Below are 24,310 nucleotides of genomic sequence, written 5' to 3'. Positions count from 1 at the left end.
AATGTGCTTATCTCCTTAAGGATTATAGAAATAAGGTAATTGTGCTCTAGCAGTTGGATATGTTGTTTGGCATAAATAGCTTGGAAGTGACCTAAAATCGGCTTATAAGGAGTTAGCTATGGGTTTGCGATTTGGGATGCCTTGTTGCTATCTGGCTATTGGCCGTGAGGAAATAAATAAAAGCCCGGATTTTGTTCTGAAAATGCTAGACAAAATCCGGGCAAAGAGGCTTTTTTGATATTCAGTGAAAAATACTATATTAAGTAGATGAAGTAATAGCTAAAGCGGTTGTTTTGAACGGATAACTCAGCCGAAGTGTTAGAGTTATTCTAAATTCGATACTCTCACCCTTACGCTGATAATGTCTTTTTTATTCATCAAATTTATTTAGATAAATCAATTTTTTTATTTAATAAGTAAATAGTCAGTCCACCAACAGTCATAGACAATAATTCCCCAACGCCCACTGTGAACCAGGTCGCCCAAAATGGTAGATCGTAAAGGATAGTTAATTGACCAGCCACTGTAAACATGGAGACAGCAAAAATCAAAGCAGTAACAACCATTTTTGCAATGTCATTTGTCATATGTTTTGTGACGCTTCTACAAAGTAATAAGACAAGAAAGGTCGCAATTCCACCGATTGGCACATCTAAAATCCATGTTGGTGACATGAAGTTTGCGAGTATGACGCCAATTGTCACCGCAACCACATAGCGCTTATTGTACAGTGCCAGATAATTAAACATTTCTGATAAACGTAGCTGAACAGCGCCAAAGCTAATGACTGACAACAAAACCGTTACAGCGACGTAAAGGGCTGCAACAAGTGCCGTTTTTGTAAGTTCACTTACAGAAACACGGCTAGAATCTTTTACAATAGATGTATTCAATTTTATTCTCCTTTGTAAAATAGCTAGTTGCTATTTTAGTAATAACTACGACCAAAGGAAGAGAGCTTCACGCCCTATCTGAAGTGCCGTAGTGCAAGCCGTTTTTGCTTACCTGCGTATTATAGCAGAAGAATATCGAATTGAACAATGCTATTTTGTCAGCCAACCACCATCAATCGGCATCACTGCCCCATGAATATAATCGGCAGCCGAGCTTGCTAAAAATAAAGTCAAATTCGCCACCTCATAAGGCTGTGCCCATCGACCTGCTGGCGTTTCTTCAGCTACCCATTTAGCCATTTCCCCGTCCCCTTCAAAATCAGCCTTATTCATCGGTGTTTGGATGGCTCCAGGCGCAATCGCATTCGCACGAATACCCGCTCGACAATAATCTAAGTCTAGCTGCTTCGTATAACCGACAATGGCATGCTTAGAAGCTGTGTAGGCTGCACCACCACCACCAGCAACAAGTCCAGCAATCGACGCCATATTGATGATTGTACCAGTGCCACGTTCTACCATATGCGGTAAGATCGTGTTCGTCACAAAAAACGTGCCCTTCACATTCGTGTTCATAATTTTATCCCACAGCGCTTCGTCTGTATCCAAAGTTTTCGCAAAACCATCTAAAATCCCAGCAGTATTACATAAAATATCAATTTGCCCAAATATTGAAATAGCTTCTTTGTACGACTGCTCCACATCTTGTTGGCTACTTACAGAGCCAACCTTATAGGCAAAACGATCAGGATATTGCTGCTGTAACTGTATTAACCCCTGCTCCTCTACATCCAATCCAAAAACAGTTGCTCCATTTTCTAAAAATGCAATAACTTGAGCATGTCCAATGCCTGAAGCGGCCCCCGTAATAAAAACCATCTTTTCTCTATATTCATCAAACTTCATATTGTGTCTCCTTACAGAAAGAAGTCATCTCACTAGAAGAGATGACTTCACTCATTATGATTCTACGATTATCCAATCTTCCGCTAATAGATCACATACTGTAGGTGTGAACATTGTATAGCCCTCACCACGAACGTTAATTAAAAAATAAGGATTCAATGTCTCGCCATCATGTTGGCTTTGACCAACCAGCTTCACATATAGCTCAGCACCACCCCAGCCATTGCGAATTACTTTTTCTCCTGCTTTTAAGCGTGGTAATACTTCTTCAAAAGTCATCTAATTCATCCTTTATTTCCATTCTTTATCGCATTAGTATACTGGATTTTTAGGAGGTTGGCAACCATGCCTAGAATCTCCTTGTCATCTGTACCTGCTCTGTTGTCACCTTAAGCCCATTCTTTAATAAATAGCTTGTTACTGGATTGCTAGCTAAAAAGTTCACTGTCGTTATCTGAACTTTATGTGTTGTGACGCTGGCTAAAAATTGCGGTATTAAATCTATATGACTTTCTGCTAGGATCACCAATTGATAGAGTAGAATACGCTCCATCTCACCGCTGTCATTCCACACAGTTTTGTATAGCATATAGCCTAGGGCTTCATTGTTGTCATGATAGAAAACCTTGGCTTCCCCCTGCTTCACACTCTGCCAGCCACACTGCCAAGGAACATCTTCCTGATAAAAAGAGAGATATGCTAGCTGCTCAGGGCGAATGGTTGCAACATGAATGGCGGCTGTAGGCTCTACGTTCGCTCCATATTCGCCACTTAAAAAAAATAATGAAGAAGCAACCTCATAGCCATATTTTTCATACAAAGCAATAGCTACCTGATTTTCTTTAATTGCCTCCAGCGTAGCGATTTCTACATGTTCTCGTTTATAGATAGCTAAGGTTTCCTCCATTAATAAGCGTGAGACGCCTTTACCACGATAGGCTGGGGAAATACCTGTACCACCGTTCCAAGCTGTTTTCTTGCCATTCATGATACGAAAACCGTTCATGACAATTGCAATCGGTTCATCTTGGTCAAAAATGACAATGGAATGTTTAGGAGACAGCCCCTCCCCAACCAGTCGATGTAAAAACATTTCGGCCGTCATATGGATATCCACAAAATAGCCTTCAAAGCCTTTGTTCCATGCTTTCAATACTTCCTCTAATGTGCATTGTTCAACTGTTTTGACCTTCATATTTTCCCTCTTCTCAAATGGAATCTAATGTCGCTAAATCTTCTAAGGTTATTTTTTTCACGATATCATAGCCACGCCCTGGACCTTTAGGCTTGATGACAACCGTCCCCATATTCGAAAGGATACCAAGGCCCACGTCTCTCGGAAAGCTATGACCAATCATTACATTATTCATGCCTTGTGATGGTTTTATTTCCAGCTTGGATGTCAGTTTCGTTAAAATGCTAGTTTGCTCAGCACTGGTAAGATTGCCACCTAACATGAAGATATCAAACAAAAAAGGGTCAATTTGTACACCGTTAGTTGGAAATGCAAGTAGAGCCGTTTCCCTTGTTCGGCAGAACGGACTTGCTGTAATGGGCGAAAGGATGGGAATTTGCCAATAACGTAGCATTTGACCATAGTAAACAGCCTCCCTACGACCATGCTCTGATAGGTTTCTTTGATAGCGGCAACTGTGAAACGTGCCATATACCTGATCTACACCAACTGTTGCCATTCCATGCCTTACATATAAATGAAGCCCACCCTTTCTCAATAAAGTCAGGAGATCCTTTTCCATTTTTTTCATCCCCTTCATCATATCACTTTCTACTTTGTAATGTATGTCTAACAAATAGAAAAAAGCTCCCTACAATTTGTAGGAAGCCTATTTTCAGTTATTTAATGGGAATATGGACAATAGCGGTTGTTTCTAAATGTTTCGATGAGTCGATTGAAATATGACCATTGTATTTATGGACAATTTCTTTCACAATAAATAACCCTTGTCCTCTTATGCGACCCTGCTCATGCCTTTTCGTTGAAAACCCTTGCTTAAATATGTGGTCAGCATCCACGATATTTGGCCCTGTATTAGTAATTTTAAATTCATACTGTACTTCATCTGCTGTACAGCAAATCATAATTTTACGTTGTCCCTCAGGTAATTCAACCGCAGCATCAATGGCATTATCAATTAAATTGGATAGAATCTTGATTAAATCTGTCGTTTTAATCTTATTAAAGTCATTTTGAGAAATGGTAAAGTCCATATCAATATTATGATTTTGAGCGGTTAATTTTTTCGTTTGTAATAAGATGGACAGACCTGGATGGTCAATATTTAATTTTAAAGACTTAATCGCTTGAACTTCTTTAGATAGTGAAGACAAATATTGTTTTGCTTGCTCTGTTTTTTCTAATTGTAAAAGACCATGTAGCACTTGAATATGATTAGTGAAATCATGACGTAATGATGACACCGAAGTAATCAAAGTTTTAATTTCTGCTTGATATGTGTCCTCTGTAGCGCCAACTTCTTTCGCTACCTCTTTTTGATACCATCGTTGTAAAAATAAAAAAGAACCAATGACAATTAAAATAAATACACCATTAAAAATAAAAATAAATAAATTGTCTTCAATGACTTTTCCCTTAATGCCATTTAATGTGTCTGCGCTGATATCAATGCCTAGATACCCAATAATTTTACCATTCTCATCTTTGATAGGTGTACCAACCGATAAATAAGAACCATGTACAGAATCATGAATAACCTCTGTAACATAGGTTTCACCTTTGTAGGCTTTTTCCACTTGCTTTGCTGGGACAGTACAAACCTCTCCTATATCAAAGCCTTTTTTCAGTTCATTTGGCAGCCCCATAATCATCGCACTTGATACTTCTGGATTATCCACCTTCAACGTATAAACAAACAATGCACCTAGTTTTACTCTGGCATCATTTAAATAGCTTCTTACTTCCCAATAATAATCATTCTTCTGTGGATTCTTCAAAAACTGCTGATAAGCAGCTGTATCAATAGAAGAAGCAATGGAGTTGGCAGCCTCTAAGCTTTGATTGGCAATTGACTCTTCAACGGTCTTTTTAATTTTCACATAGGATGTAATGATGTTTAAACTTGTAAACAAACATAATAAAAGCGTTGATAGAATTAATATTAGTTTTATTTTTCGATTTTTCATATAAAACGGGACTTCCTCACCTATAAATATTCTGGAATATCATTATATAATAATTAACTCTATTTTTTGTTTGTAAAGTGAACATTTCTTAATTATCCTACAGAAATGAAAACAGAAAATCCATTTTACTTAAACTCTACTAAAATTACACACCGTAACCAATAGTTTAATAATCCTTTACAAGAAAGTAAACTAAAAAGGTAACTAATAACATTTTATGTCTCATTTCCTATCCTACAGGCTAATGTAATACCTTCCTAAAGCAAAAGTCACAAAAAAGATCAGGTACCTACTACAATACCTGATCTTTAATGAAATTTGTTTATTTTTTTCTCGAAGTACGTGTTCGATCCTGTGGCTTTAAAAAGGAAGGTCGTCTACTGTAGCCCTTTGATGAAAGTCTTAATAATGATTTTTTTAGATTTTCCTTCTTCAAATGTGCACTAAAATTTAAATAGGGTACACCTAGCACACGCATATTCGCTGCGTATAAGATGATGAAAAATACTGCAATAAAAAAACCAAATAATCCAAAAAAGGCAGAGGCTATAATAATGATTAGTCGAAAAATACTCATGGCTGTTACAAATGATTGGTTAACCAATGTAAAAGCCGCAATACTCGAAATCGCAATGACAACAATCATTGAAGGGCTCGTAACGCCAGCTTTTATCGCTGCATCTCCGATAATTAAACCTCCCACAACACTAATTGATCCACTAATTGCACTCGGAAGACGTAAGTTGGCTTCACGAAACATTTCAAACATAAATAGCATCATTAGTATTTCAAGAATCGTTGGGAATGGCAGTCCCGTTCTCGACTCAACAACTGTTGCTAGAAGAAGAAAAGGAAGTTGTTCTTGATGATACGTCGTCAGCGCAAGCCAAAAGCCTGGTGTTAGCATACTAATTAATATCCCAACAATACGAAGCAATCTTTCCATTGAACTGACAATGACAGGAAAATCATTATCCTCTCCCGATTTAAAGAGCAACATTATATTCGTAGGTGTAATCAATGCGTAGGAAACACCATCAATCATTATTAGTATTCTTCCCCTAATTAATGCCTGCATAGCAAAATCCGGTCTCCCGGTATAATCATGCCTGGGCAGTACTTTGGCTGTTTGTTCAATTGCTTCCATCAATAAATCACCATTGACGACAATATCCGTATCAATCTTTTGTAATTGTAGACGGATTTGTTCTAGCATATTTAAATTCACAATGTCATCCATATAGAGTACCGCTACAGTGGTTTTGGAACGTCTCCCAATTTCTAATGTTTCTACACTAAAAGAATTAGTGGGCAAACGCTTTCTTAATAAAGCAATATTAATAAAAACATCTTCTATAAAGTCATCTCTTGGCCCTCTGACCACTAATTCTAGCGATGTTTCTCCGGGCTCTCGATTCGGTTTTTTAGAAATATCACTAGAAAATAGTAATTGATTTTCTTCAAAATACAATAATACATGCCCTTTATAGACTCTTGTTATGGCATCCTCTTGCGTTAAAACCTTTTGTAAATAGGGAATGTGTAAATGCTGGTCGATTTGTTCCTCTAACATGTCATCAGCGACATCACTTAATAAGGATTGGACTCGCTGAACAACTACCGTCTGAAGTATTTGTTCGTTGATCATTGCATCACAAGTTATCAAATGTACTGTATATTGCTGAAATTTATATTGTTGAAAAATCACATCAGCAGAGCGTTGAAATAGTGATTTCAACATTTTCAAATTGATCATTTGTTCCATTGATGAAATACTTCTCATCTCCTACTGAGCCAGCTCCAGATTAGTACATTTATGAAAAACGATTACCTTCAATAAATACACTTAAGCATATTTTTCCCATGGATGTGCAAAATATTCAAAGAAACATTTGGTCATTATCCAATCATTTTCTTTAGATTAGCCATCTCAATGGCAGACATGGCAGCATCGTATCCTTTATTACCAGATTTTGTACCAGCACGTTCAATCGCCTGCTCAATATTTTCCGTAGTCACAATACCGAAAATAACAGGTACATTGGTTGATAACGATACATTGGCAATACCTTTTGCTGACTCATTACAAACATAATCATAGTGTGTTGTAGAGCCGCGAATAACCGTACCTAAACCAATAATGGCATCATAGTTCTTTGTTTCTGCTAGTTGTTTCGCAATAAAAGGAACTTCAAAAGCTCCTGGAACCCATGCAACATCAATAGACGCTTCATCAACACCATGTCGTGTTAAGCCGTCCATTGCACCGTCCAATAATTTGCTTGTGATGAACTCATTAAATCGACCTACCACAACTGCAATTTTTAAACTCGTTCCAATTAATTGTGCTTCAAATGTTTGACCCATTGTTCTTTCTCCTTTTTAAATAGAAATTTTATTTTCAGTTGTAAGCAATTGACTGCGATATGCTACAAGTGCCTCTATCGATATCATTTTCAAGTCATGCTGTGCTGCGTACTTTATCAATTCCTCAAAGCGTAGCATATGACCATCATCGCCCATGATCTCGCAAATAACACCCACTGGCACACTATGACAAAGCTTCGCCAAATCGACAGTCGCCTCCGTATGCCCTCTTCGCTCTAAAACACCATTATCCTTCGCAATGAGCGGAAAAACATGACCAGGTCGACGAAACTCAGTTGGCTTTGCTTGCTTTTCAATCATTTTTTGTATCGTAAATGCTCGTTCATAGGCACTAATTCCTGTCGTTGTATCCTCATGGTCGATACTTACGGTAAACGCTGTTTGATGATTATCCGTATTGTGCTGAACCATCGGATGTAAGTCTAGCTGCTGTGCAAGCTGCTGTGAAATCGGTGTACAAATTAATCCTCTACCATAGGTTGCCATAAAGTTTATAGTTGCTGGTGTCATGAATTCAGCGAGTGCCAGAAGATCTCCTTCATTTTCCCGATCCTCGTCATCAACCACTACAATCATTTTACCTTGCTTTAAATCCTCAATGGCCTCTTCAATTGCATATAGCACTTTTGTCATCTCCTCGTTCAGTTTGTTAAAAACCATGTTGTGCTAAGTAATCTCTCGTAATGGTTGGTGTTGCTTGCCCTTTTTTCAGGTGCTGTAAAATATATTTACCAACTAAATCCGTTTCGATATTAACAATCGCTCCAGCCTTCTTCATGCCTAATACGGTTTCTTTGTACGTATGGGGAATTAGTGAAATCGTGACACTATTCGTGTCAACATGAAAAAGGGTTAAGCTTGTGCCATCAATCGTAATAGAACCCTTCGGAATACAAAATTTGGTTAGTTCCTCTGACAATTCGATATCAATATAGACTGCGTTGGCAACTGGACGTTTGCGTAAAATTTTACCGACCCCATCCACATGTCCAGCAACAAAATGACCGCCAAATCGCCCATTAGCAGGCATGGCACGCTCTAAATTCACGAAATCCCCTACTACGAGGTGCTGTAAATTGGTTGCGTTGACTGTTTCAGGCATCACATCCATCGTAAGCGTCTGTTCCGTAAAATATGTCACCGTTAAACAAACACCATTAACCGCGATACTGTCTCCAAGCTTGACATCTTCTGCTATCTTGGCTGATTGAACTGTTATTTTCATACTGTCCCTATCGCTTTGCATGGATTTCAGAATGCCAATATCCTCTACAAGCCCTGTAAACATTCCATCACCTACTTTTCATTGATTTAGGCTTCTATCCTTCACTTTTGAAGTCTTATCCATCAGTTTCGAAGGTCTATCCGTCACTTCTCCAGTTTTATCCGTCTCCTCCTTCTCTAGCTCTAGCTATCGATAAAAAACAAAAACCCCTTTCAGCAAAGGGGTTTGGGAGTATAAGACATCAACAAATAAGCCTAATTGAAAACTATTTTTTCCATAGACTGTCATCTCATTTGTTCTTCTCCCATCCAGACTATAACTGTCGGTTTTGGATTTGCACCAAATCAGCTTGCGCTCACGGACTTTGAATTACTTCATCACCGCCGATTGGGAATTTCACCCTACCCCGAAGAACATCTTCTATTCGATTGGCACTAAATAAAAAAACTTCCCAACAAGCTTGTGGGAAGTAGTGTAATAAATGCATAGGCAAATAAACCTTCTAAATTACAATCAATTTAAAAAGCTCGCATTTTTACCCTTCTCCCATCCAGACTATAACTGTCGGTTTTGGATTTGCACCAAATCAGCTTGCGCTCACGGACTTTGAATTACTTCATCACCGCCGATCGGGAATTTCACCCTACCCTGAAGGATTTTTTATTTAGCTAATCTTACGATAACACTATTTTATTCTATTATCCATCCTTCTTTTTAAAAATTTTTCAAAAAGAATTATAGCAGACCAACAATGCATCCAAATTTTTTCGCGTTTGTGAGATCCGCCTGAGGCTTTGAGCAACATAATGTTGGTCACAACGTTATTGCCTGCCACAGGAGGCAGCGTTTTTTGATGGTGTTCCTCTATTTCAGCGGGTGTTTAATCACTCGCCAGCAAGGGAGTCTTCAGCTTAATATAACAATGACTTGATAAATGTAAACGAAATCATTAAACTGATAACATTTAAACTGTGCATGGAACTTCCCTTTCACTAAAACGTTCCTTTACAAGTGACAATTCAGTCCAGTACTTTGGAGGTCATTTACTTGCTATTTTTTAAAAACATCCCATTGGGGCAAGGTGTTTTCTATGCCTTATTAATGCTCTGCTGCGTGCTTTCGATTGTGTTCGTTCATCATAATGAATCATTTTATGATCGACCGATTGCTGAGGTGATAAAAGCTGATGTAGCAGAATCAGAACCAATGACAGATATGTATGATAATGATGATTATTTATTTACACAGCATATTACAGCAGTGATACAAAATGGGCCATATAAAGGGCAATCCATCCATTTGACGAATGACTATTCCGCCTCTGGAGCTTTCGACCAAGAATACCGTGTAGGCAATGAAATCTTTGTCTCCGTAGATAATGACACATTACAGTCAGGGCTAACTGGTACCATTCTTGATTTAAAACGAGATCAAACCCTTCTCATGATTGCGTGGATTTTTATTTTTGTCTTACTCCTTATAGGGAAAAGACAAGGCTTGTTTTCCATCATTAGTTTAATTGTCAATGCATTGATTTTATCATTCGCGTTAGATTTATATGTGAAACATGGTAACCTCAGCTTATTAGTCATCAGTGGTATTTGCGCTCTTCTATTTACGATTATTTCGTTGTTACTTATTAGCGGCTTGAACACGAAAACGTATGCAGCTATTGTGTCTACACTTTTAGGAACCGTTATGGCACTCATCATTAGCTCTGTCGTGATGTGGTTAACTGGTGAAAACGGTCTTCGCTATGAAGAAATGCAATTTTTAACACGCCCCTATCGTACAGTCTTTATGGCTGGCTTATTTATTGGCTCACTTGGGGCTGTCATGGATGTCTCTATCACAATGGCTTCTTCAATCTTTGCTTTATATGAACAAGACCCTACTATTTCTGTGAAGGCACTTAAATCTTCAGGGCATGAAATCGGGAAAGATATTATGGGCACCATTACGAGTATTTTATTCTTTGCCTACCTTTGCGGCTCCATACCGATGGTTATTCTTTATTTGAAAAATTCTTCTACTTTAGGACTCACGCTGTCCTTGAATCTTTCTTTAGAATTAGCTCGCGCCTTAGCAGGTGGTATTGGCGTTGTCCTCACGATTCCGATCAGTCAGTATACTGCTCTATTTTTCATTAATCGAAAGAGGGTTCAAGAATGAATGTAATTGTGTTATTAGCTTTTATTTTATGTCTATTGATGGTCGCGATTGGCGGGAAGCAAGGTGTACGTTCGTTTCTTTCTTTATTCCTAAATTTCGGTGTGCTCTTTGTGACGATCTTTTTAATGACCAACCCTAAAAATAGCCCCATTATCTTAACGTTCGTTGCCTGTACAATTATTAGTTGTATTAGCCTTTTCTATATCAATAAAACAAACAGTAAAACCATTACAGCATTTATCTCCACTATGGTGACAATTGTTGTCTTACTTCTTTTTATTACATTTGTAACGAAAAAATTGATGATTCAAGGATTTGGTGAAGAATCAACAGAAGAAATAAGCATCTTTTCCCTTTATATTGGTGTTGATTTTGTGCAGATTGGTGCTTCCGTCATTATTATGAGTACGATTGGAGCAATTATGGATGTGGCTATTTCCATTGCTACTTCCATGCATGAGATTTTTTATCGTAATCCTTCGATTAGTAGAAAGAAATTATTTACATCCGGCCTAAATATCGGGAGAGATATTTTAGGAACCGATACGAATACGTTATTCTTCGCTTTCTTTGGTGGCTATTTAAGCTTATTAATATGGTTCAAAGATCTCTCCTATTCGATTGGTGAAATCGTCAACTCCAAGGTTTTTAGTGCTGAAATGACGACTATTTTTTGTGCAGGCATCGGCATTGCACTGATTATTCCGATCGCCTCTTCCGTCAATGCCTATTACTTAATTCGAACACGTGAAAAAGCCGAAAAGCTCTCATAAAAGAGTCCAGACCTATCACTCGTTTGTAATAGGTCCGGACAAATCTCCTCCTCTCCTTCAAAAAATGAATGCTATCTCAAAAAAATGTGTCTAAATTATGAAATCGTATAGTAATCGCTCAAATTAGTACTTACATTTGAGAATTTTTTTTTGCTATAGTAAAAAACAGAGCAGTTAGTATCGCGGAGGTGTACTAGCTAAAAGGAATCATGATCGCTGATAATCGACATCACGATTATATCTTCATAGACTTTTTTATAATGCAGAACATGAACTAGTAGAAGCATTGCATCTTATTTTTCTAAATATTCTGTATTTAGATATTCTATGAAAGTCGAACATTTTTGAAGGAGTTTTTTACAGTGAATAAGGAAATAAAAACAGGTCCAATTATGGCTGCTCTCTTAGTAGCCGGCTTTGTAGGGCTATTTAGTGAGACAGCATTAAATATTGCACTAGGGGAGCTTAGCCAACTTTTTAGCGTGGATGCCACAACTATCCAATGGCTAGCAACAGGCTATTTTCTCACATTAGGCATTTTAGTACCTGTTACAGGCATTTTAATGCAAAAATTTACCACTCGCCAAATGTTTATAGTCTCTTTACTCTTTTCAATAATTGGTACCATACTTGCCGCTGTTGCACCAATCTTTGCTGTCTTACTTATAGCACGTGTTATTCAAGCTGCAGGTTTAGCGATTATATTACCATTAACGCAAAATGTGATTTTCACGATTTTTCCAGCTAATAAACGTGGTGGTGCTATGGGGATTATGGGTCTCGTCATTTTAGCAGGACCCGCTTTCGGCCCGACATTAGCAGGGATGATTTTAGATACTCTATCCTGGCACTGGATATTCTGGGTTACCATCCCCTTCTTATTATTCTCGATCATTTTTGGTTTTATCTTTATTCCCAATGTGAATGAAATAAAGCAGCTTGCTATAGATATATGGTCTATTATCTTATCTACGATTGGCTTTGGTGGCATCGTCTATGGTGTAAGTAGCGGTGGAGAATTGGGTTGGACAAGCATCAACGTACTTAGCATCATTTTACTAGGTGTAATTGCCTTATGTTTATTTGTGTTGCGTCAATCGAAAATGGATCATCCTATGTTAAATTTAAGAGCTTTCCAGTATCCAATGTTCGTATTGGGTCTTCTGATGAACATGATTACCTTCTTCAATATGCTGTCTATGCTAGTGGTGCTCCCGATGTATATGCAAACGGCACTGTTGGTGTCAGCCTTTGTAACAGGTTTAATGATGCTCCCAGGTAGTCTACTAAACTGCCTATTAGCACCAAGCATCGGTAAATACTTCGATAAATACGGACCACGTGCAATCATTACCCCCGGAACCATACTTGTTGTGATTGGCTATGGACTTTATGCTTTAAATGGTACCGAAACAGCTACTTGGGCATTAGTGATAACACATATCATCATGATGCTTGGGGTTGGTATGGTATTAGCCTCTGTCCAAACGAATACGCTCAATGCTTTGCCAAGACAATATTTTCCTGATGGTATTGCGATTACACAAACCTCTCAACAAGTATCAGGTGCCATAGGCATTGCTGTAATGGTCTCGTTGTTCTCAGCTAAGCAACAGCAATTCTTAACTGACAGTACAACGAATGCTCAAGAGGCGGCGGCTTCAGGCTCTGCATTTGTCTTTACAATCAGTTTTGCTCTGGCAATCATCAATGTCATGCTCTCTTTCTTTTTGAAAAAAACTCAATAATTTTAGTATAGAAGGGAGGTGTCTCGAAGGAATTTTAAGGCACCTCCTTTTGTTATGTCATTTCCGTTGCAATCGCAGTATTTTCTGATAATATTTACCATAAGATGTTTACGTACGCTCAAAATAGTTGTTGTTTCATGATGCACTAGGTCGTCCATCCTATGTAATATCTTTAAACATCAATTATGCCTTTGACGTAATTGCCGCTGATTTTGCGTTTTCGCGCAGATCAACTTTGCGCCCAGTTTTTTCGAGCTAATGAGTAGATAGTTAACCTCAGACCATCACGTCCTGTGACAGTTAACTGACTTGCATCGTGCAGGCCAACTTCAAAATCTGAGACTTCCGCCGAGGCTTTGGGTTAACATGATGATGGTTACTCAGATATGGCACAAGATGTAGCGTTCTTAACCTGAGTTCAGCTTTTTTAGCGGGCATTTGAACACCCATTGGAGAAAAACAACACAAGTAATTTTCTTTCTCTATAGTACTGCTTCACTTTTGGTACAAAAAACACTTGCTGAATTAAGATAAAACGTCAATTACAACGAGATGGAAAAGGAGAAAATTAGCAATGAAGCATATTATCTTTGATTTTGATGGAACACTGGCAGATTCAACCGCAGTGTTTGCATCAGCATGGAATACATTAGCGCAAAAATATAAATTTAAAGGCATCGAATTAAAGGAAATTGATACACTGAAAAAATTATCGATTTCTGAACGCAGTAAATTATTTGATTTCCCAATGTATAAATTGCCCATGATTTTACCGCAATTTTATAAATTGTATCGTCAATCATTAAATGATGTTCATCTTTTTGATGGAATGAAGGAAGTCCTGATGGAAATTGATAAGAGAGGCTATAAAATCATTATTATTTCCTCTAATTCTAAGGAAAATATTTTAGAATTTCTTAAAATGAACGGTATTCACTGTGTAACAGATGTTCTTTGCTCCAATCGAATTTTTGGCAAGGATAAAGTGATGAAAAAGTTTTTAAAGGACTCAAATGTCAACTCAGCTGACGTGTTATATATTGGGGATGAACAAAGGGATATCGTGGCTTGTAAGAAAGCAGGTGTCCCGATTGTATGGGTAGAATGGGGCTATGATGCCATAGAGGTCGTGCAAAACGAAAATCCTGAATATAAGGTCGCTACACCACAGGAAATTTTAGAGATTATTTAATTATGGGGAAGGATAATAGCATGTTACCTGTCTATTATCCTTTTTTTATATTATTATCCTTTCATCTCACTAATCTGCATGAGCTTTTCTGCCGTGCTATTAACCCCTTTATAGGCATCTGTTAATTCATGTATACTCGCAGCAAATTGCTGTGTAAACGCAGAAATTTGATTTGCTGACGCATTGACTTGATCGATGGATTGTTTAATATTTTCTAGTTGCACTGTAATGCTATCAGCACTTTCTGTACTGCTTTGGGACATTTTTTGTATTTCTGAAGCAACCACGGCAAAGCCACGACCATGCTCACCTGAACGTGCTGCTTCAATGGATGCATTCAAGCCAAGAATTTTGGATTTCATAGCCAAATCCTTTACTAAATTCACAATGTCATTAATCTGCTTAATATCACTTGCCATCGATTCCGAGAAGTTCGATAATTCCTCTAAACGATTGGACACATCCATACTGGAAGTAGCTAATCCTTCATTGGTAGTCGTCATTTCTTCAACAGCACTTGAAAGCTCAGTTGCCAACAAGCGCATACTATCCATTTTTTCATTGGAAATAATGGCACTCACTACACCAATTACCTGACCACCGTCAAAAATAGGCTGTGCAGAGGCAATGTATGCCATGCCAAACCCTTCCGCCCCGCGCTCTTCTTTCACAAAGCGGCCTGAGCTTAAGGCTATTTCCGTTGCAGTCCCTCGATATTTATGTACTGGTTCACCAACCCCTACTTTTAAATCAACACGTTTCCCCGGTTTATAGGCAAGAACTTTCTCTCTATCTGCCACGATGACACAAGCATCCTCTGGATAAGTTGCTTGGTATAAATCAATCGAATCAATAGCTGCCTGTAGTTTTGGATGCATTGTCTTTCCCCTTCTCCCAAAGCTTTTGTAAAATATCTCAATTTAACTATATCATGTCACCTAAAAAAAGACACCAACGTCTAGTGGTGTCTTTTCATGCCATTATGACTTTGTCAATTTTTCTACATATTTCGCTGCCGTTCTGATTTCAATTGTTAGAAAATCATTGCCATAGGTAGCCTTTATTAAAAATGGTACATCATTCGTGTTTTGGAACCTAAAGTCTAAACTGCCGTAGGAAACAGTAGCATCTCTTCCTTTAGGTACATACCCCACATCTAAGGAATGGTGATGACGTTCCACATAGTTAATTGAAATTTGATCGACAGCATTAAACAGGGTTGAAGACGTTTGACAGATTCCACCGCCAATCCCCATAACTACCTTCTTATTAATAATTTCCGGTGCAGGTTGATAGCCATTCGCTTCATCCCTCGGACCCACAATCGTATTAAAAGAAAAATAATCCCCACTACCTACAATAACATTATCGATCGCCCTGGCCGACAGCTCGATGTTTTTATTTCTTCCACTATCTGTGCTATTGAAATATGTCGTATAGGATGCAACAACGACTTCCTCTAATAAAGGAAGATCCTCTAAATAATAGCCACTTTCTGTTACATAGAGCGGCATTTCCACTTGACCACCCGTCGTTGAAGCCTCTAGAATTCGCTCTACTAATTCACTTTCTTTTAAAATAGTTTGCGGTCTTCCTTTGATTACTTGCCCCTCTTCTCCCAATCGATCGAGGACCATTCGTTGATCATAGCCAGTCATTGTGTCTGTTCCTCTCGCCAATTCCTTTGCTAATTGTTCCAGCTGCTTGTGATAGGCTTGCGGATCTGTGTCAAAGCCAAATTCCTTTGGAGAGATTGTTTGAACCATCTGCTGAGTAACGGGATCAATAAGCTCTACAATAGGCTCGATTGGTTGCTCTTGTTCATACGTAACAGACTGCTGAGCTTCTTCATGTTGTTGAATTTCTTGTTCTAGCTTGTTATCATTTACCGCTTTGTCCTGACATCCTACTAGCCCCAGTATACAGATAATACCGCATGTAGCCAGCCACTTCTTTCTCAACCATAAACACCTACCTCTATCTTCATACTACAGAGACATCTTATTCGTAGATTGCTCATAGTGTGTTGTTTTTCGATGATTTTTATTTGTCAATACTGCAAAAACACGCTATATGAAGGCTACCATTGCCATCATTTCCTGTGAAATTTTATGATTGAATAAACCTTTGTACGATATAGAATTGTAAGTACTATATGGGGCAGCTATTTTCTCTTCGCTATCTTTATTTTAGATAAGATTATTCCGCATTTATCATTTATACAGCCTAAAAACATTACTTCTCAAAGAAATAAAATGGCATATAAGGCTAAAGTTTAGTAGAATGATTCTTTAGATTAAAATAAATGACTAAATTTTGTTTTATATTAAAACACTACTTATAACTACATTTCCCACAAATAAAATCTGGAATTTAAAGGAAGAAAAATAAATTGACTAATGATTTAAAAATACGTGATAAGTATATCTACACTTATATTCATCATATTGATGAATATGATTTATGTAGAATGGAGATGCGCTCATTTTTTGGAAAAGATTCTGACTCAAACTATTTAATTAGCGATGTTAAAGTTGATCCAAGCCGTAGCCCATTTATTGAAGAGAGACTTGAGATATTATATGAAGAAAATGATTTAGACGTATTAAAGGATCGTCTTAAGCATTTCAATGTAGGAGAAAACACTTACAAAGTAATTAGTTTAAATAAAATGGTCATAAATACTACTAATAAGATAAACCATGCAGAGCGTCGTAAAATTGAAAGAGAAATTGGATTGTCGATTAACGGAGAACCAGATTTAGACAATCCGGAAATTATCTTGGGGATTATTACTTTAGACGGTCGTTGGTATTTTGGCAACTATACAAAAAGTGAACCCATTTGGCTTAAACATAAACAGAAGCCACACAATTATTCAACTGCACTGAGCACAAGAGTTGCTCGTGCCATTACTAATATTGCAGTTCCACATATTGAAAATGTACGTGCTATCGACCCCTGTTGTGGGATAGGAACTGTCATAATTGAGGGACTTTCAATGGGAATTGATATTGAAGGTCGAGACATTAATTATCATGTATGTCAGGGTTCCAGAAGTAATATCACTTATTTCGGACTAGAAGGCAAAATTACACTAGGACCGATTTCAGAGGTAACGGAGCACTATGATGTAGCGATTGTTGATTTACCATATAACTTATTTACTCACGCATCAAGGGAAGAACAAAGTGAGATACTAAAGCATGCTCGACGAATTTCAGATAAAATTATTATTGCCACAATTGATACGATTGATGACTTAATTGAAGAAGCTGGATTCGAGATAGTTGACCGATGTATTGCTAAAAAACAGTCTTTTTTACGTCAAATTATTTTATGTAAATGAGAAACACCTATTGGTGAAGAATAATAAAATGATGTTAACCCTGTCCTAATTTTAGAACAGGGTTAACATATTGTTGTTCAACTTTTAATATAGAATCTTAACTGAAAACCCTCGTCCATTCTAATTTATAAGAGAAATCATCGGAATTTTAATTATCAACTTTCATCCGTATCGCATGAAAAGTTATTTCTACTAATTAGCACACCTTATTGTCTATAAGCAAGATGAATTCCCGTGAAGAAAGGGGATTACTCGCGAAGCAACAGAAATTACGCTCAAAGTTTACATAAAAAAGAGCATCTACTAGCTATCTAATTAGTCAGTAGATGCTCTATCATTTTCAACTCTTGTAAAAAGCTCAAGTACAGAACAGTGTCCTATTTTATTTTTGAATAAACATTTGTGTCCAATAATGACCATCCTGCACATAGCCTACACCGATATGGGTATAGCTTTTATTGAGAATATTGGCACGGTGTCCTGCACTGTTCATCCAAGCTGTTACAACTTCTTGAGCTGAGCGTTGACCTTTAGCAATATTTTCACCAGCAGCTTTGTACATAATACCAAAGTTTTTCATCATGGTAAAAGGTGTACCATATGTTGGGCTTGTATGGTCAAAGTACTGTTTATCATGCATATCTTGAGATTTATATTTGGCTACTCGGGATAGCTCCCAATTTTCCTGTAATGCTGGCAGACCTGCTTTGGCGCGTTCTGCATTAACAAGTTTAACAACCTCTTGCTCAACCGTTGCCTGTTCCTTTACAGGGATATTGATTTTTTGCCCAGGGGAAATTTGATTCGGATTGGCAAGCTGTGGGTTGGCATCTATTAATTCTTGTACGCCTGTCTCAGTTTTCAACGCTATTTTCCAAAGTGTGTCACCAGATGTCACTGTATAGGATTCAGCTGCCATTGCCGCTGCTGGTACTAATAATGAAGCTGCAATTACTGAAGCGAGTGTTGCTTTTTTTATTTTTTTGAACATGTTCATCATCCTTCCTGTTTGCTCTACTATTATCGTAAATAGTTTCAGAGCCATAATCATCACAAAATATTTGGAAGGATTTTTACAATTGTATGACATCGACACAACACAAACGAACAAAACCCTTTATTACGCTATTTTGCATCATAAGCTTTGTCATCAAGTTGCAATCTTTTTGTAATTGGCATACATTACTAATACATTCAGCTATTTAAAATTACCCAAAATAGCCTATTTTGCTAATTGTTTACGCTTTAATCGATAAATTAGTAGAATATAGAGTCCATCATAAAAGAGCGTTGCCATGGAAATAATGGTAATCAATGGCGTACGGAAGTAGAGATAAAAGCCAACCGCAGCAAACAATGTACCTACCATTTTACAGACGGCAATTCCCATTGATTGACCAGCTAAGTTCCCTCTTTGCAACAATAAAGCGATAAATAACCCTGACATCATAAGATTTTGGAAAAATGCTGTGTACTTCCCTTCAAAATCCTGAAACTCATAGATGATGCCAAAAATCATCAACATGCTGAAAAGTAACGTAACCAAAAAGGAGCCATACAATAACTTTTTACTAAGTATCCTACGATATTCACTTGGCGCATAGCGTAAAAACTGCATTAAAATAAAGATATCCAATACGAGCCAAATGAGTGTAATGTATCGTTGGAGATCATTTTGTGGGTAGATAAAAGCAAAGATAAACTCCCATGAAATATTGGCACAAATAGCGGCCATAGGCATTCCATATTTTTTATCTTGCCACCCTTTATAGATCACCAGTATGTATGTAATTATCCAAAACAGACCCATTCCTAATTGGCAAATTAATAATAGGTTTAGTTCAGTCAATGTTCGCTCTCTCCCCTATATAGCATTCCTCCTACTATATGTGAGGAAATCGATTCATTATGTCTAAAAGTTTAATAGAAGGGTAAAGGAGTAACTAAATATCAAATACATGCAACCTATCCATTCCATAAGTAATCCTATATAGTAAAACGAGGTGATTGAATGAAAACAAAAATTTATGTGGATAATGAACAATTTATCGCTGGGACTACCTTGAAAGATGACATGGAACTAGAGCAAAACAATATGGCTTTGCATATTTGTGATAATGTTCAAGCTATCATCGACAATCGTCAGCATTTAGCCGCTACGTTGAACTGTGATTTGCAGCATTTTATTTGCACCGAGCAAACACATAGTGCGAACTTTCATAAAGTCACATTAGCCGATAAAGGGCGAGGTGCTGAGCAACTCGATACAGCAGTTAAAAATACCGATGCCCTTTATACCATAGAGCCGAATTTATTATTATGTAGTTTTACGGCTGATTGCGTTCCCGTTATTTTTTATAATGCTGTGAACGGACTAGTTGGCGTTATTCATTCAGGTTGGCAAGGAACTGTCAAAGAAATAACGCCCAAATTGTTTGAGCATCTGATGAACGAAGAACAATGTCGACCAGAGGATTTTCATGTCCAAATTGGTATGGCGCTGAGTCAGCAAAAGTTTGAGGTGGACGCAGATGTCTACGAAAAGTTTCACAGCCTTGGTTATGCGGAAGACTTTATGTACTACAATGCAGAAACGAATAAATATCATATCGATAATCAGCAAACAGTAAAAAAACAATGTGAGCTTGCTGGTATTCCAGCTGACCAAATTCAAATTGATGAAACTTGTACGTTCCTTAGCCCAAATGGCTTTTCCTACCGTCAGGACAAACAGGCAGGAAGACATTTAAGCTTTATTATGCGGAAAACATCCTAATAGCAAAGGCCAATTCTTGACGAATTGGCCTCCATTTATTTTAATGTACCTGTACTAATAATGGACGTTTTCACATGGACTTTAACGTCTAATTTACTAATAAGCGCTCTCGTTTTTTCCGTCGTCCATTTCCCATGAGAGTACATTCTAAATTCCTCACTTAAGCCAGCTGGGTCCACCTCTGCTTTATTTAATCGCTCTAAAAAATTACCAATATCCTGTTCAAGCTGTTTATTCACATCTTTTTCTAAATCACTAATGCTTTCAACTGTAAACAAATGAGATTCTCTTTTACCCTTATACTCACTTAATGTACCCTTGATTGTTAAGAAAACCGTTAATTTTGGTGAATTCACGTTCTTATTACTCTCTTTTTTTACACTGCTCTCAATTAAATCAATCATGAGTTTCTCTTCCCCATGCCCTGCGTTTAATTCCAAGTGTAACGGAGCAAGATTTTTCCGTCCATTCAAAGCTTGAATCACCAGTGCTTCCTCTGGTTTAATCAGTTCATGCATCTGATTTCCTTTGAAAATTGCAACACCTTCCACCTCTAATTTATCCCCTCGCTTTTCAATATAAGGTAAAATGGTATCAATTACTGGATTCGTAATTGTATACATAAAATCATGGATATTGGTGTTTGGATTAAAGGCTGTATTAATACTAGGCTCTAATAGGTCATTCAAATAAAAGTTAATATTAGGCTTATCAGGATAGTCTCCCTTTAGAATAGCTTCTGCGTTATCTTTTACAACAGCGATGAGCACTTTATTTCCCACCTCTGCATTGCGATATAAATGCTGAATAATCTTTCTGACATTTCCTTTTCGTGCAAAATCCTCATTGACTAGTACCACACGCAATTGATTGAAAACAATCTTTTTATCTGATTGTTTTTCTATTTTGACTATGCCACTGGACACTAGATCTGTCGTAATGGAAAAGTTTTGCGTATCCTGCTCTGCCTCCGGGGAATATTGGGGAATAGCCACCGTAAGCCTCATTTCATTTTCATCAATGTAATCAAATGCCATCGAATCAACCATTCCGATATCCTCTAACGGCACTTTTAGCTCTTTTCGAGAACAGCCCACAAGTAAAATTAAAACAATCAAACTGAGTATACATAGACGTGTTTTCATACTTGCACCTGCTTTTTCCTTAATAAGTAGATCATGATTAAAAATATTGGCCATATAATTAAGATATAACCTATATAGTTACTTGCCAAAAATAGTTTATCCTGAACTTCTCTCGAAACAGGCATTTTTATAATGACAAAGATCAGACAGGTAATCATATATAAGTAATAATTCTTCTTTTTTTTAGGTAATGGAAATAATGCACGGGCACCTTGTTTGGCACACCATACATAAGCAGTTACAGAAGATAAAATCAGAAATACCCAAAGCGTAATGCCAATAATATCAATACGCTCTATAAAGGTAAATTCCCCTGCTTTAAATAAATTCAACACCGAAAACTCTACATTTTTCAATTGCCATTCCGAATAATACATCACACTGATAAGTGTTGTGATAAAACATAAAAAAACACTAATCCAAACACCTAATAAGGAATGTCGAAAAGCATTCTTTTTATCAATGATAAAAGGAAAATAAAATATAATTAATTCATATCCAAGAAATGAAAAATAGCCTTGCTTGAATGCTGCATAAAATTCTTTAGTTGTAAAATTAAAGAGAGGAAGAAAATGACTTACACTTCCTTTATCAATCGCCCACCTTGTAAAATAGAACATCCAAATCGTAATAAAAAATGTCATGATACAAAACCTTGCAATTGATTTTATACCGCCATTTACGATATAAATAAGCAAAAGTAAAAAGCAAAGTACAGGTAATGTAATCGTTTGTTCCTGTAAAGCTGTACTTTGTATTAAATGCATATAGTTACTTATAATCCCTGCACTAAAAACAGTACTTTGTAAAATGATGAAAAAATTAATGGCTTTCCCAATATATTTGCCTAAAAGTATTTCGTTCATCTTAAATAAATCATCATTAGGAAATTTTGAACACAGCCATACCATTGCAAACAGTGTAACTGTCGCTATCAGACCAAATAAAAGTGGCATAAATGTTTGAGAATATCCCATAGAACTTAATTTTTGAGGTAGTGAAAGGATTCCCGTACCAAGCATTACACTTTGAGCTAAAAAAATGACATGATAGCGATTTAATACTTTGTCTTTCGCTGTACTCAAAGTTGACCACCTCATTCTTCTAGTTCTATTTTTTCTGTGCTTTTGAAAGACCTGATTTACTTTTTAGGTATTTAGTTGGGAATCGGATGACACCATCCAATAAATCGCTTGGCTTTCTTGGAATGCCTGGAGTCATATAATGCGTCCCTAACGATTTTAAACTTAATAAATGATGAATTAACCAAGCAAAAGCGAGCATCTGGCCAAATAAGCCAAAGAGTCCCGCTGATAAAATAAAAATATAGCGCACAAAACGGCTAGTATTACTCATTAAGAAAATCGGCGGTAGGAACGATAATAAGGCAGATGTCGCAACTAGTACGATGAGAATATTACTGAGTAACCCCGCTTCTACAGCAGCAGTCCCAATGACAATACCTCCTACGATACCAATTGTTTGACCGACTTTGGCAGGCATTCGAGAACCCGCTTCTCGTAACACTTCAATAATCAGCTCGATAAATAGCACTTCAATCAGCGGTGGAAATGGTACTTTACTCCTCGACTCTTGAAGATTTAATAATAATTCATAGGGCAATATTTCTGGATGAAAGGTTAGAGCTGATATATACATGGGGGTAATCATAATCGTTAAGAAAAAACCAAAAAAGCGTAACATCCTCAGTAAAGTTGCCGTTGTCCATCGGTTGTAATAATCTTCAATCGACACAAACATTTCAAAAAAAGACGTAGGGCAAACAATGGCTAACTGACTATTATCCATAAAAACGACGATTCTACCATCTAGAAGATAACGGCAAATACTATCTGGACGAACTGTCATATAATATTGCGGAAAGGGTGATAAAGGATTATCCTCAATTAATTGCTTCAGCACAGATATATCCGTAAATAATGGATAATCTACTTGATCTATCCGATTTCTTAAATCCTCTAAATTTTTATGACTCACAATATTATCCATATACATAATCGAGATTTTAATATTGGCTTCAGACCCGACAACACGGTTTTCGTTTTTAAGCATAGAGCTTTGTATGCGTCTTCTCACCAATGAAATATTTGTTTCTAATGATTCTGTAAATGCATCCTGTGGACCGATTACTGTGGACTCCGTTTCAGTATCTGTAATGGCCCTTGTCGGTGCACTATACGTATCCACGCTTAACAACGCATTCGTTTCATGAAAAAAAAGGAGGGTTTGCCCAGCATTCAATTTTTTAACGGCTCCCTGGACATCCTTTGGGTCCACGTATTGAGCGACTTGATGAATTTGTTTTAAATTATTAGCCAACGGAATCGTCACCATGGTTTGTAGGGTCATTTTTTCAATGAGCGAGGAGAAATAAATGACCGTGACATCTCCCTCTTCTGTCGCCACCATTTTCAGTTTTACATCATCGATTTCGTTGATTTCCTGCGTCAATTTGGCTACAATTTGTTCCGGTATCTCGTTCATTTCATTCAACCCCTTTAATTCCGATGAATACCAGTCATTGTCATTCATTTTTTAGTAGTTTGGCTTTTATCCCTTC

At 37.2% G+C, this 24,310-nt stretch carries 22 protein-coding genes, 1 pseudogene and 2 riboswitches; of the genes and pseudogenes, 6 read left to right on the top strand and 17 right to left on the bottom strand.

Annotated elements, in window-relative coordinates; genetic code table 11:
• Nucleotides 1-383 precede the first annotated feature (383 nt).
• The 10 genes and pseudogenes from V6670_RS07865 to ribE (V6670_RS07820) all read right to left on the bottom strand — a co-directional run bounded on the left by V6670_RS07865 (nucleotide 384) and on the right by ribE (V6670_RS07820) (nucleotide 8,637).
• Entirely contained in the window at nucleotides 384-893 is a 510-nt protein-coding gene (locus V6670_RS07865; protein WP_058845069.1) for a QueT transporter family protein, read from the bottom strand.
• A gap of 150 nt (nucleotides 894-1,043) precedes the next feature.
• Nucleotides 1,044-1,799 carry a 3-oxoacyl-ACP reductase gene (locus V6670_RS07860; protein WP_338653476.1) on the bottom strand — a complete coding sequence of 252 codons (756 nt, stop codon included), beginning with the start codon at nucleotides 1,797-1,799 and terminating at the stop codon, nucleotides 1,044-1,046.
• 54 nt (nucleotides 1,800-1,853) lie between these two features.
• Nucleotides 1,854-2,078, bottom strand: a complete 225-nt coding sequence (locus V6670_RS07855; RefSeq protein WP_036118538.1) for a DUF2829 domain-containing protein — start codon at nucleotides 2,076-2,078, stop codon at nucleotides 1,854-1,856.
• A gap of 70 nt (nucleotides 2,079-2,148) precedes the next feature.
• Nucleotides 2,149-2,994 carry a GNAT family N-acetyltransferase gene (locus V6670_RS07850; RefSeq protein ID WP_338653473.1) on the bottom strand — a complete coding sequence of 282 codons (846 nt, stop codon included), beginning with the start codon at nucleotides 2,992-2,994 and terminating at the stop codon, nucleotides 2,149-2,151.
• Nucleotides 2,995-3,007: 13 nt separating this feature from the next.
• Complete coding sequence (locus V6670_RS07845) at nucleotides 3,008-3,556, bottom strand: histidine phosphatase family protein (RefSeq protein ID WP_338653471.1); 549 nt, start codon at nucleotides 3,554-3,556, stop codon at nucleotides 3,008-3,010.
• Nucleotides 3,557-3,653: 97 nt separating this feature from the next.
• Nucleotides 3,654-4,961 (bottom strand): ATP-binding protein, encoded by a 1,308-nt coding sequence (locus tag V6670_RS07840; protein WP_338653469.1) that lies wholly within the window; start codon nucleotides 4,959-4,961, stop codon nucleotides 3,654-3,656.
• 322 nt (nucleotides 4,962-5,283) lie between these two features.
• Nucleotides 5,284-6,726: a spore germination protein gene (locus V6670_RS07835; RefSeq protein WP_338653468.1), complete on the bottom strand. Its 1,443-nt coding sequence runs from the start codon at nucleotides 6,724-6,726 to the stop codon at nucleotides 5,284-5,286.
• Nucleotides 6,727-6,860: 134 nt separating this feature from the next.
• Nucleotides 6,861-7,328, bottom strand: coding sequence for a 6,7-dimethyl-8-ribityllumazine synthase (ribE, locus tag V6670_RS07830; protein ID WP_338653466.1), 468 nt, complete (start codon nucleotides 7,326-7,328; stop codon nucleotides 6,861-6,863).
• A 54-nt stretch (nucleotides 7,329-7,382) separates the two neighbouring features.
• Nucleotides 7,383-7,973, bottom strand: a pseudogene (gene ribB / locus V6670_RS07825) (3,4-dihydroxy-2-butanone-4-phosphate synthase); the annotation flags it as partial.
• Between the two features lie 25 nt (nucleotides 7,974-7,998).
• On the bottom strand, nucleotides 7,999-8,637 hold the full coding sequence (gene ribE, locus V6670_RS07820) for a riboflavin synthase (RefSeq protein ID WP_338653464.1): 639 nt from the start codon (nucleotides 8,635-8,637) through the stop codon (nucleotides 7,999-8,001).
• A 229-nt stretch (nucleotides 8,638-8,866) separates the two neighbouring features.
• Nucleotides 8,867-8,992: riboswitch (FMN riboswitch) on the bottom strand.
• Between the two features lie 116 nt (nucleotides 8,993-9,108).
• Nucleotides 9,109-9,234: riboswitch (FMN riboswitch) on the bottom strand.
• Nucleotides 9,235-9,621: 387 nt separating this feature from the next.
• Between ribE (V6670_RS07820) and V6670_RS07815 the strand changes: the two genes are divergently transcribed.
• From V6670_RS07815 to V6670_RS07800, 4 genes are all read left to right on the top strand, one after another.
• A complete protein-coding gene (locus tag V6670_RS07815) occupies nucleotides 9,622-10,746 on the top strand; it encodes a YibE/F family protein (protein ID WP_338653463.1) in 1,125 nt (374 codons plus the stop codon).
• Nucleotides 10,743-11,519 (top strand): YibE/F family protein, encoded by a 777-nt coding sequence (locus tag V6670_RS07810; protein WP_141904108.1) that lies wholly within the window; start codon nucleotides 10,743-10,745, stop codon nucleotides 11,517-11,519. The genes V6670_RS07815 and V6670_RS07810 overlap by 4 nt, the downstream gene beginning before the upstream one ends.
• Before the next feature lie 362 nt (nucleotides 11,520-11,881).
• Nucleotides 11,882-13,267 carry a DHA2 family efflux MFS transporter permease subunit gene (locus V6670_RS07805; RefSeq protein WP_338653460.1) on the top strand — a complete coding sequence of 462 codons (1,386 nt, stop codon included), beginning with the start codon at nucleotides 11,882-11,884 and terminating at the stop codon, nucleotides 13,265-13,267.
• Between the two features lie 574 nt (nucleotides 13,268-13,841).
• Nucleotides 13,842-14,459: an HAD-IA family hydrolase gene (locus V6670_RS07800; protein ID WP_338653458.1), complete on the top strand. Its 618-nt coding sequence runs from the start codon at nucleotides 13,842-13,844 to the stop codon at nucleotides 14,457-14,459.
• Between the two features lie 53 nt (nucleotides 14,460-14,512).
• Here V6670_RS07800 and V6670_RS07795 read toward each other — a convergent pair whose 3' ends face one another.
• Both V6670_RS07795 and V6670_RS07790 read right to left on the bottom strand, forming a co-directional pair.
• A complete protein-coding gene (locus V6670_RS07795; protein ID WP_338653456.1) occupies nucleotides 14,513-15,337 on the bottom strand; it encodes a methyl-accepting chemotaxis protein in 825 nt (274 codons plus the stop codon).
• A gap of 102 nt (nucleotides 15,338-15,439) precedes the next feature.
• Complete coding sequence (locus V6670_RS07790) at nucleotides 15,440-16,420, bottom strand: VanW family protein (protein WP_338653454.1); 981 nt, start codon at nucleotides 16,418-16,420, stop codon at nucleotides 15,440-15,442.
• Nucleotides 16,421-16,929: 509 nt separating this feature from the next.
• On the opposite strand from V6670_RS07790, the gene V6670_RS07785 reads away from it, so the two are divergent.
• On the top strand, nucleotides 16,930-17,808 hold the full coding sequence (locus V6670_RS07785; protein WP_338654539.1) for an RNA methyltransferase: 879 nt from the start codon (nucleotides 16,930-16,932) through the stop codon (nucleotides 17,806-17,808).
• Nucleotides 17,809-18,190: 382 nt separating this feature from the next.
• On the opposite strand, the gene safA is transcribed toward V6670_RS07785, so the two are convergent.
• Complete coding sequence (safA, locus tag V6670_RS07780) at nucleotides 18,191-18,799, bottom strand: SafA/ExsA family spore coat assembly protein (RefSeq protein ID WP_338653452.1); 609 nt, start codon at nucleotides 18,797-18,799, stop codon at nucleotides 18,191-18,193.
• Between the two features lie 231 nt (nucleotides 18,800-19,030).
• Nucleotides 19,031-19,657: a hypothetical protein gene (locus V6670_RS07775; protein WP_338653451.1), complete on the bottom strand. Its 627-nt coding sequence runs from the start codon at nucleotides 19,655-19,657 to the stop codon at nucleotides 19,031-19,033.
• Between the two features lie 162 nt (nucleotides 19,658-19,819).
• Here V6670_RS07775 and pgeF point away from each other — a divergent pair, with 162 nt between their 5' ends.
• Nucleotides 19,820-20,584, top strand: a complete 765-nt coding sequence (gene pgeF / locus V6670_RS07770; RefSeq protein ID WP_338653449.1) for a peptidoglycan editing factor PgeF — start codon at nucleotides 19,820-19,822, stop codon at nucleotides 20,582-20,584.
• A gap of 35 nt (nucleotides 20,585-20,619) precedes the next feature.
• Here pgeF and V6670_RS07765 read toward each other — a convergent pair whose 3' ends face one another.
• Genes V6670_RS07765 through V6670_RS07755 form a run of 3 tightly spaced genes read right to left on the bottom strand, consistent with a single transcriptional unit; the run spans nucleotide 20,620 to nucleotide 24,234 of the window.
• Nucleotides 20,620-21,729 (bottom strand): Ger(x)C family spore germination protein, encoded by a 1,110-nt coding sequence (locus V6670_RS07765; RefSeq protein WP_338653448.1) that lies wholly within the window; start codon nucleotides 21,727-21,729, stop codon nucleotides 20,620-20,622.
• Nucleotides 21,726-22,814, bottom strand: coding sequence for a GerAB/ArcD/ProY family transporter (locus V6670_RS07760; protein ID WP_338653447.1), 1,089 nt, complete (start codon nucleotides 22,812-22,814; stop codon nucleotides 21,726-21,728). Before V6670_RS07760 ends, V6670_RS07765 begins: the two co-directional genes overlap by 4 nt.
• Before the next feature lie 25 nt (nucleotides 22,815-22,839).
• Entirely contained in the window at nucleotides 22,840-24,234 is a 1,395-nt protein-coding gene (locus V6670_RS07755; RefSeq protein WP_338653446.1) for a spore germination protein, read from the bottom strand.
• Nucleotides 24,235-24,310: the final 76 nt, after the last annotated feature.

Source organism: Lysinibacillus sp. Y5S-8 (assembly GCF_036894365.1).
Taxonomy (GTDB): domain Bacteria; phylum Bacillota; class Bacilli; order Bacillales_A; family Planococcaceae; genus Lysinibacillus; species Lysinibacillus fusiformis_D.
This window is presented reverse-complemented; position numbering and strand designations above follow the sequence as displayed.

Bases quoted from the DNA above. Each gene is read 5' to 3' on its own strand.
- V6670_RS07765 (WP_338653448.1), bottom strand. From the start codon at position 21,729: ATGAAAACACGTCTATGTATACTCAGTTTGATTGTTTTAATTTTACTT.
- safA (WP_338653452.1), bottom strand. From the start codon at position 18,799: ATGTTCAAAAAAATAAAAAAAGCAACACTCGCTTCAGTAATTGCAGCT.
- V6670_RS07835 (WP_338653468.1), bottom strand. From the start codon at position 6,726: ATGGAACAAATGATCAATTTGAAAATGTTGAAATCACTATTTCAACGC.
- ribE (WP_338653466.1), bottom strand. From the start codon at position 7,328: ATGGGTCAAACATTTGAAGCACAATTAATTGGAACGAGTTTAAAAATT.
- V6670_RS07840 (WP_338653469.1), bottom strand. From the start codon at position 4,961: ATGAAAAATCGAAAAATAAAACTAATATTAATTCTATCAACGCTTTTA.
- V6670_RS07755 (WP_338653446.1), bottom strand. From the start codon at position 24,234: ATGAACGAGATACCGGAACAAATTGTAGCCAAATTGACGCAGGAAATC.
- V6670_RS07845 (WP_338653471.1), bottom strand. From the start codon at position 3,556: ATGGAAAAGGATCTCCTGACTTTATTGAGAAAGGGTGGGCTTCATTTA.
- V6670_RS07785 (WP_338654539.1), top strand. From the start codon at position 16,930: ATGGAGATGCGCTCATTTTTTGGAAAAGATTCTGACTCAAACTATTTA.
- V6670_RS07810 (WP_141904108.1), top strand. From the start codon at position 10,743: ATGAATGTAATTGTGTTATTAGCTTTTATTTTATGTCTATTGATGGTC.
- ribE (WP_338653464.1), bottom strand. From the start codon at position 8,637: ATGTTTACAGGGCTTGTAGAGGATATTGGCATTCTGAAATCCATGCAA.
- V6670_RS07800 (WP_338653458.1), top strand. From the start codon at position 13,842: ATGAAGCATATTATCTTTGATTTTGATGGAACACTGGCAGATTCAACC.
- V6670_RS07850 (WP_338653473.1), bottom strand. From the start codon at position 2,994: ATGAAGGTCAAAACAGTTGAACAATGCACATTAGAGGAAGTATTGAAA.
- V6670_RS07860 (WP_338653476.1), bottom strand. From the start codon at position 1,799: ATGAAGTTTGATGAATATAGAGAAAAGATGGTTTTTATTACGGGGGCC.
- V6670_RS07855 (WP_036118538.1), bottom strand. From the start codon at position 2,078: ATGACTTTTGAAGAAGTATTACCACGCTTAAAAGCAGGAGAAAAAGTA.
- pgeF (WP_338653449.1), top strand. From the start codon at position 19,820: ATGAAAACAAAAATTTATGTGGATAATGAACAATTTATCGCTGGGACT.
- V6670_RS07795 (WP_338653456.1), bottom strand. From the start codon at position 15,337: ATGCATCCAAAACTACAGGCAGCTATTGATTCGATTGATTTATACCAA.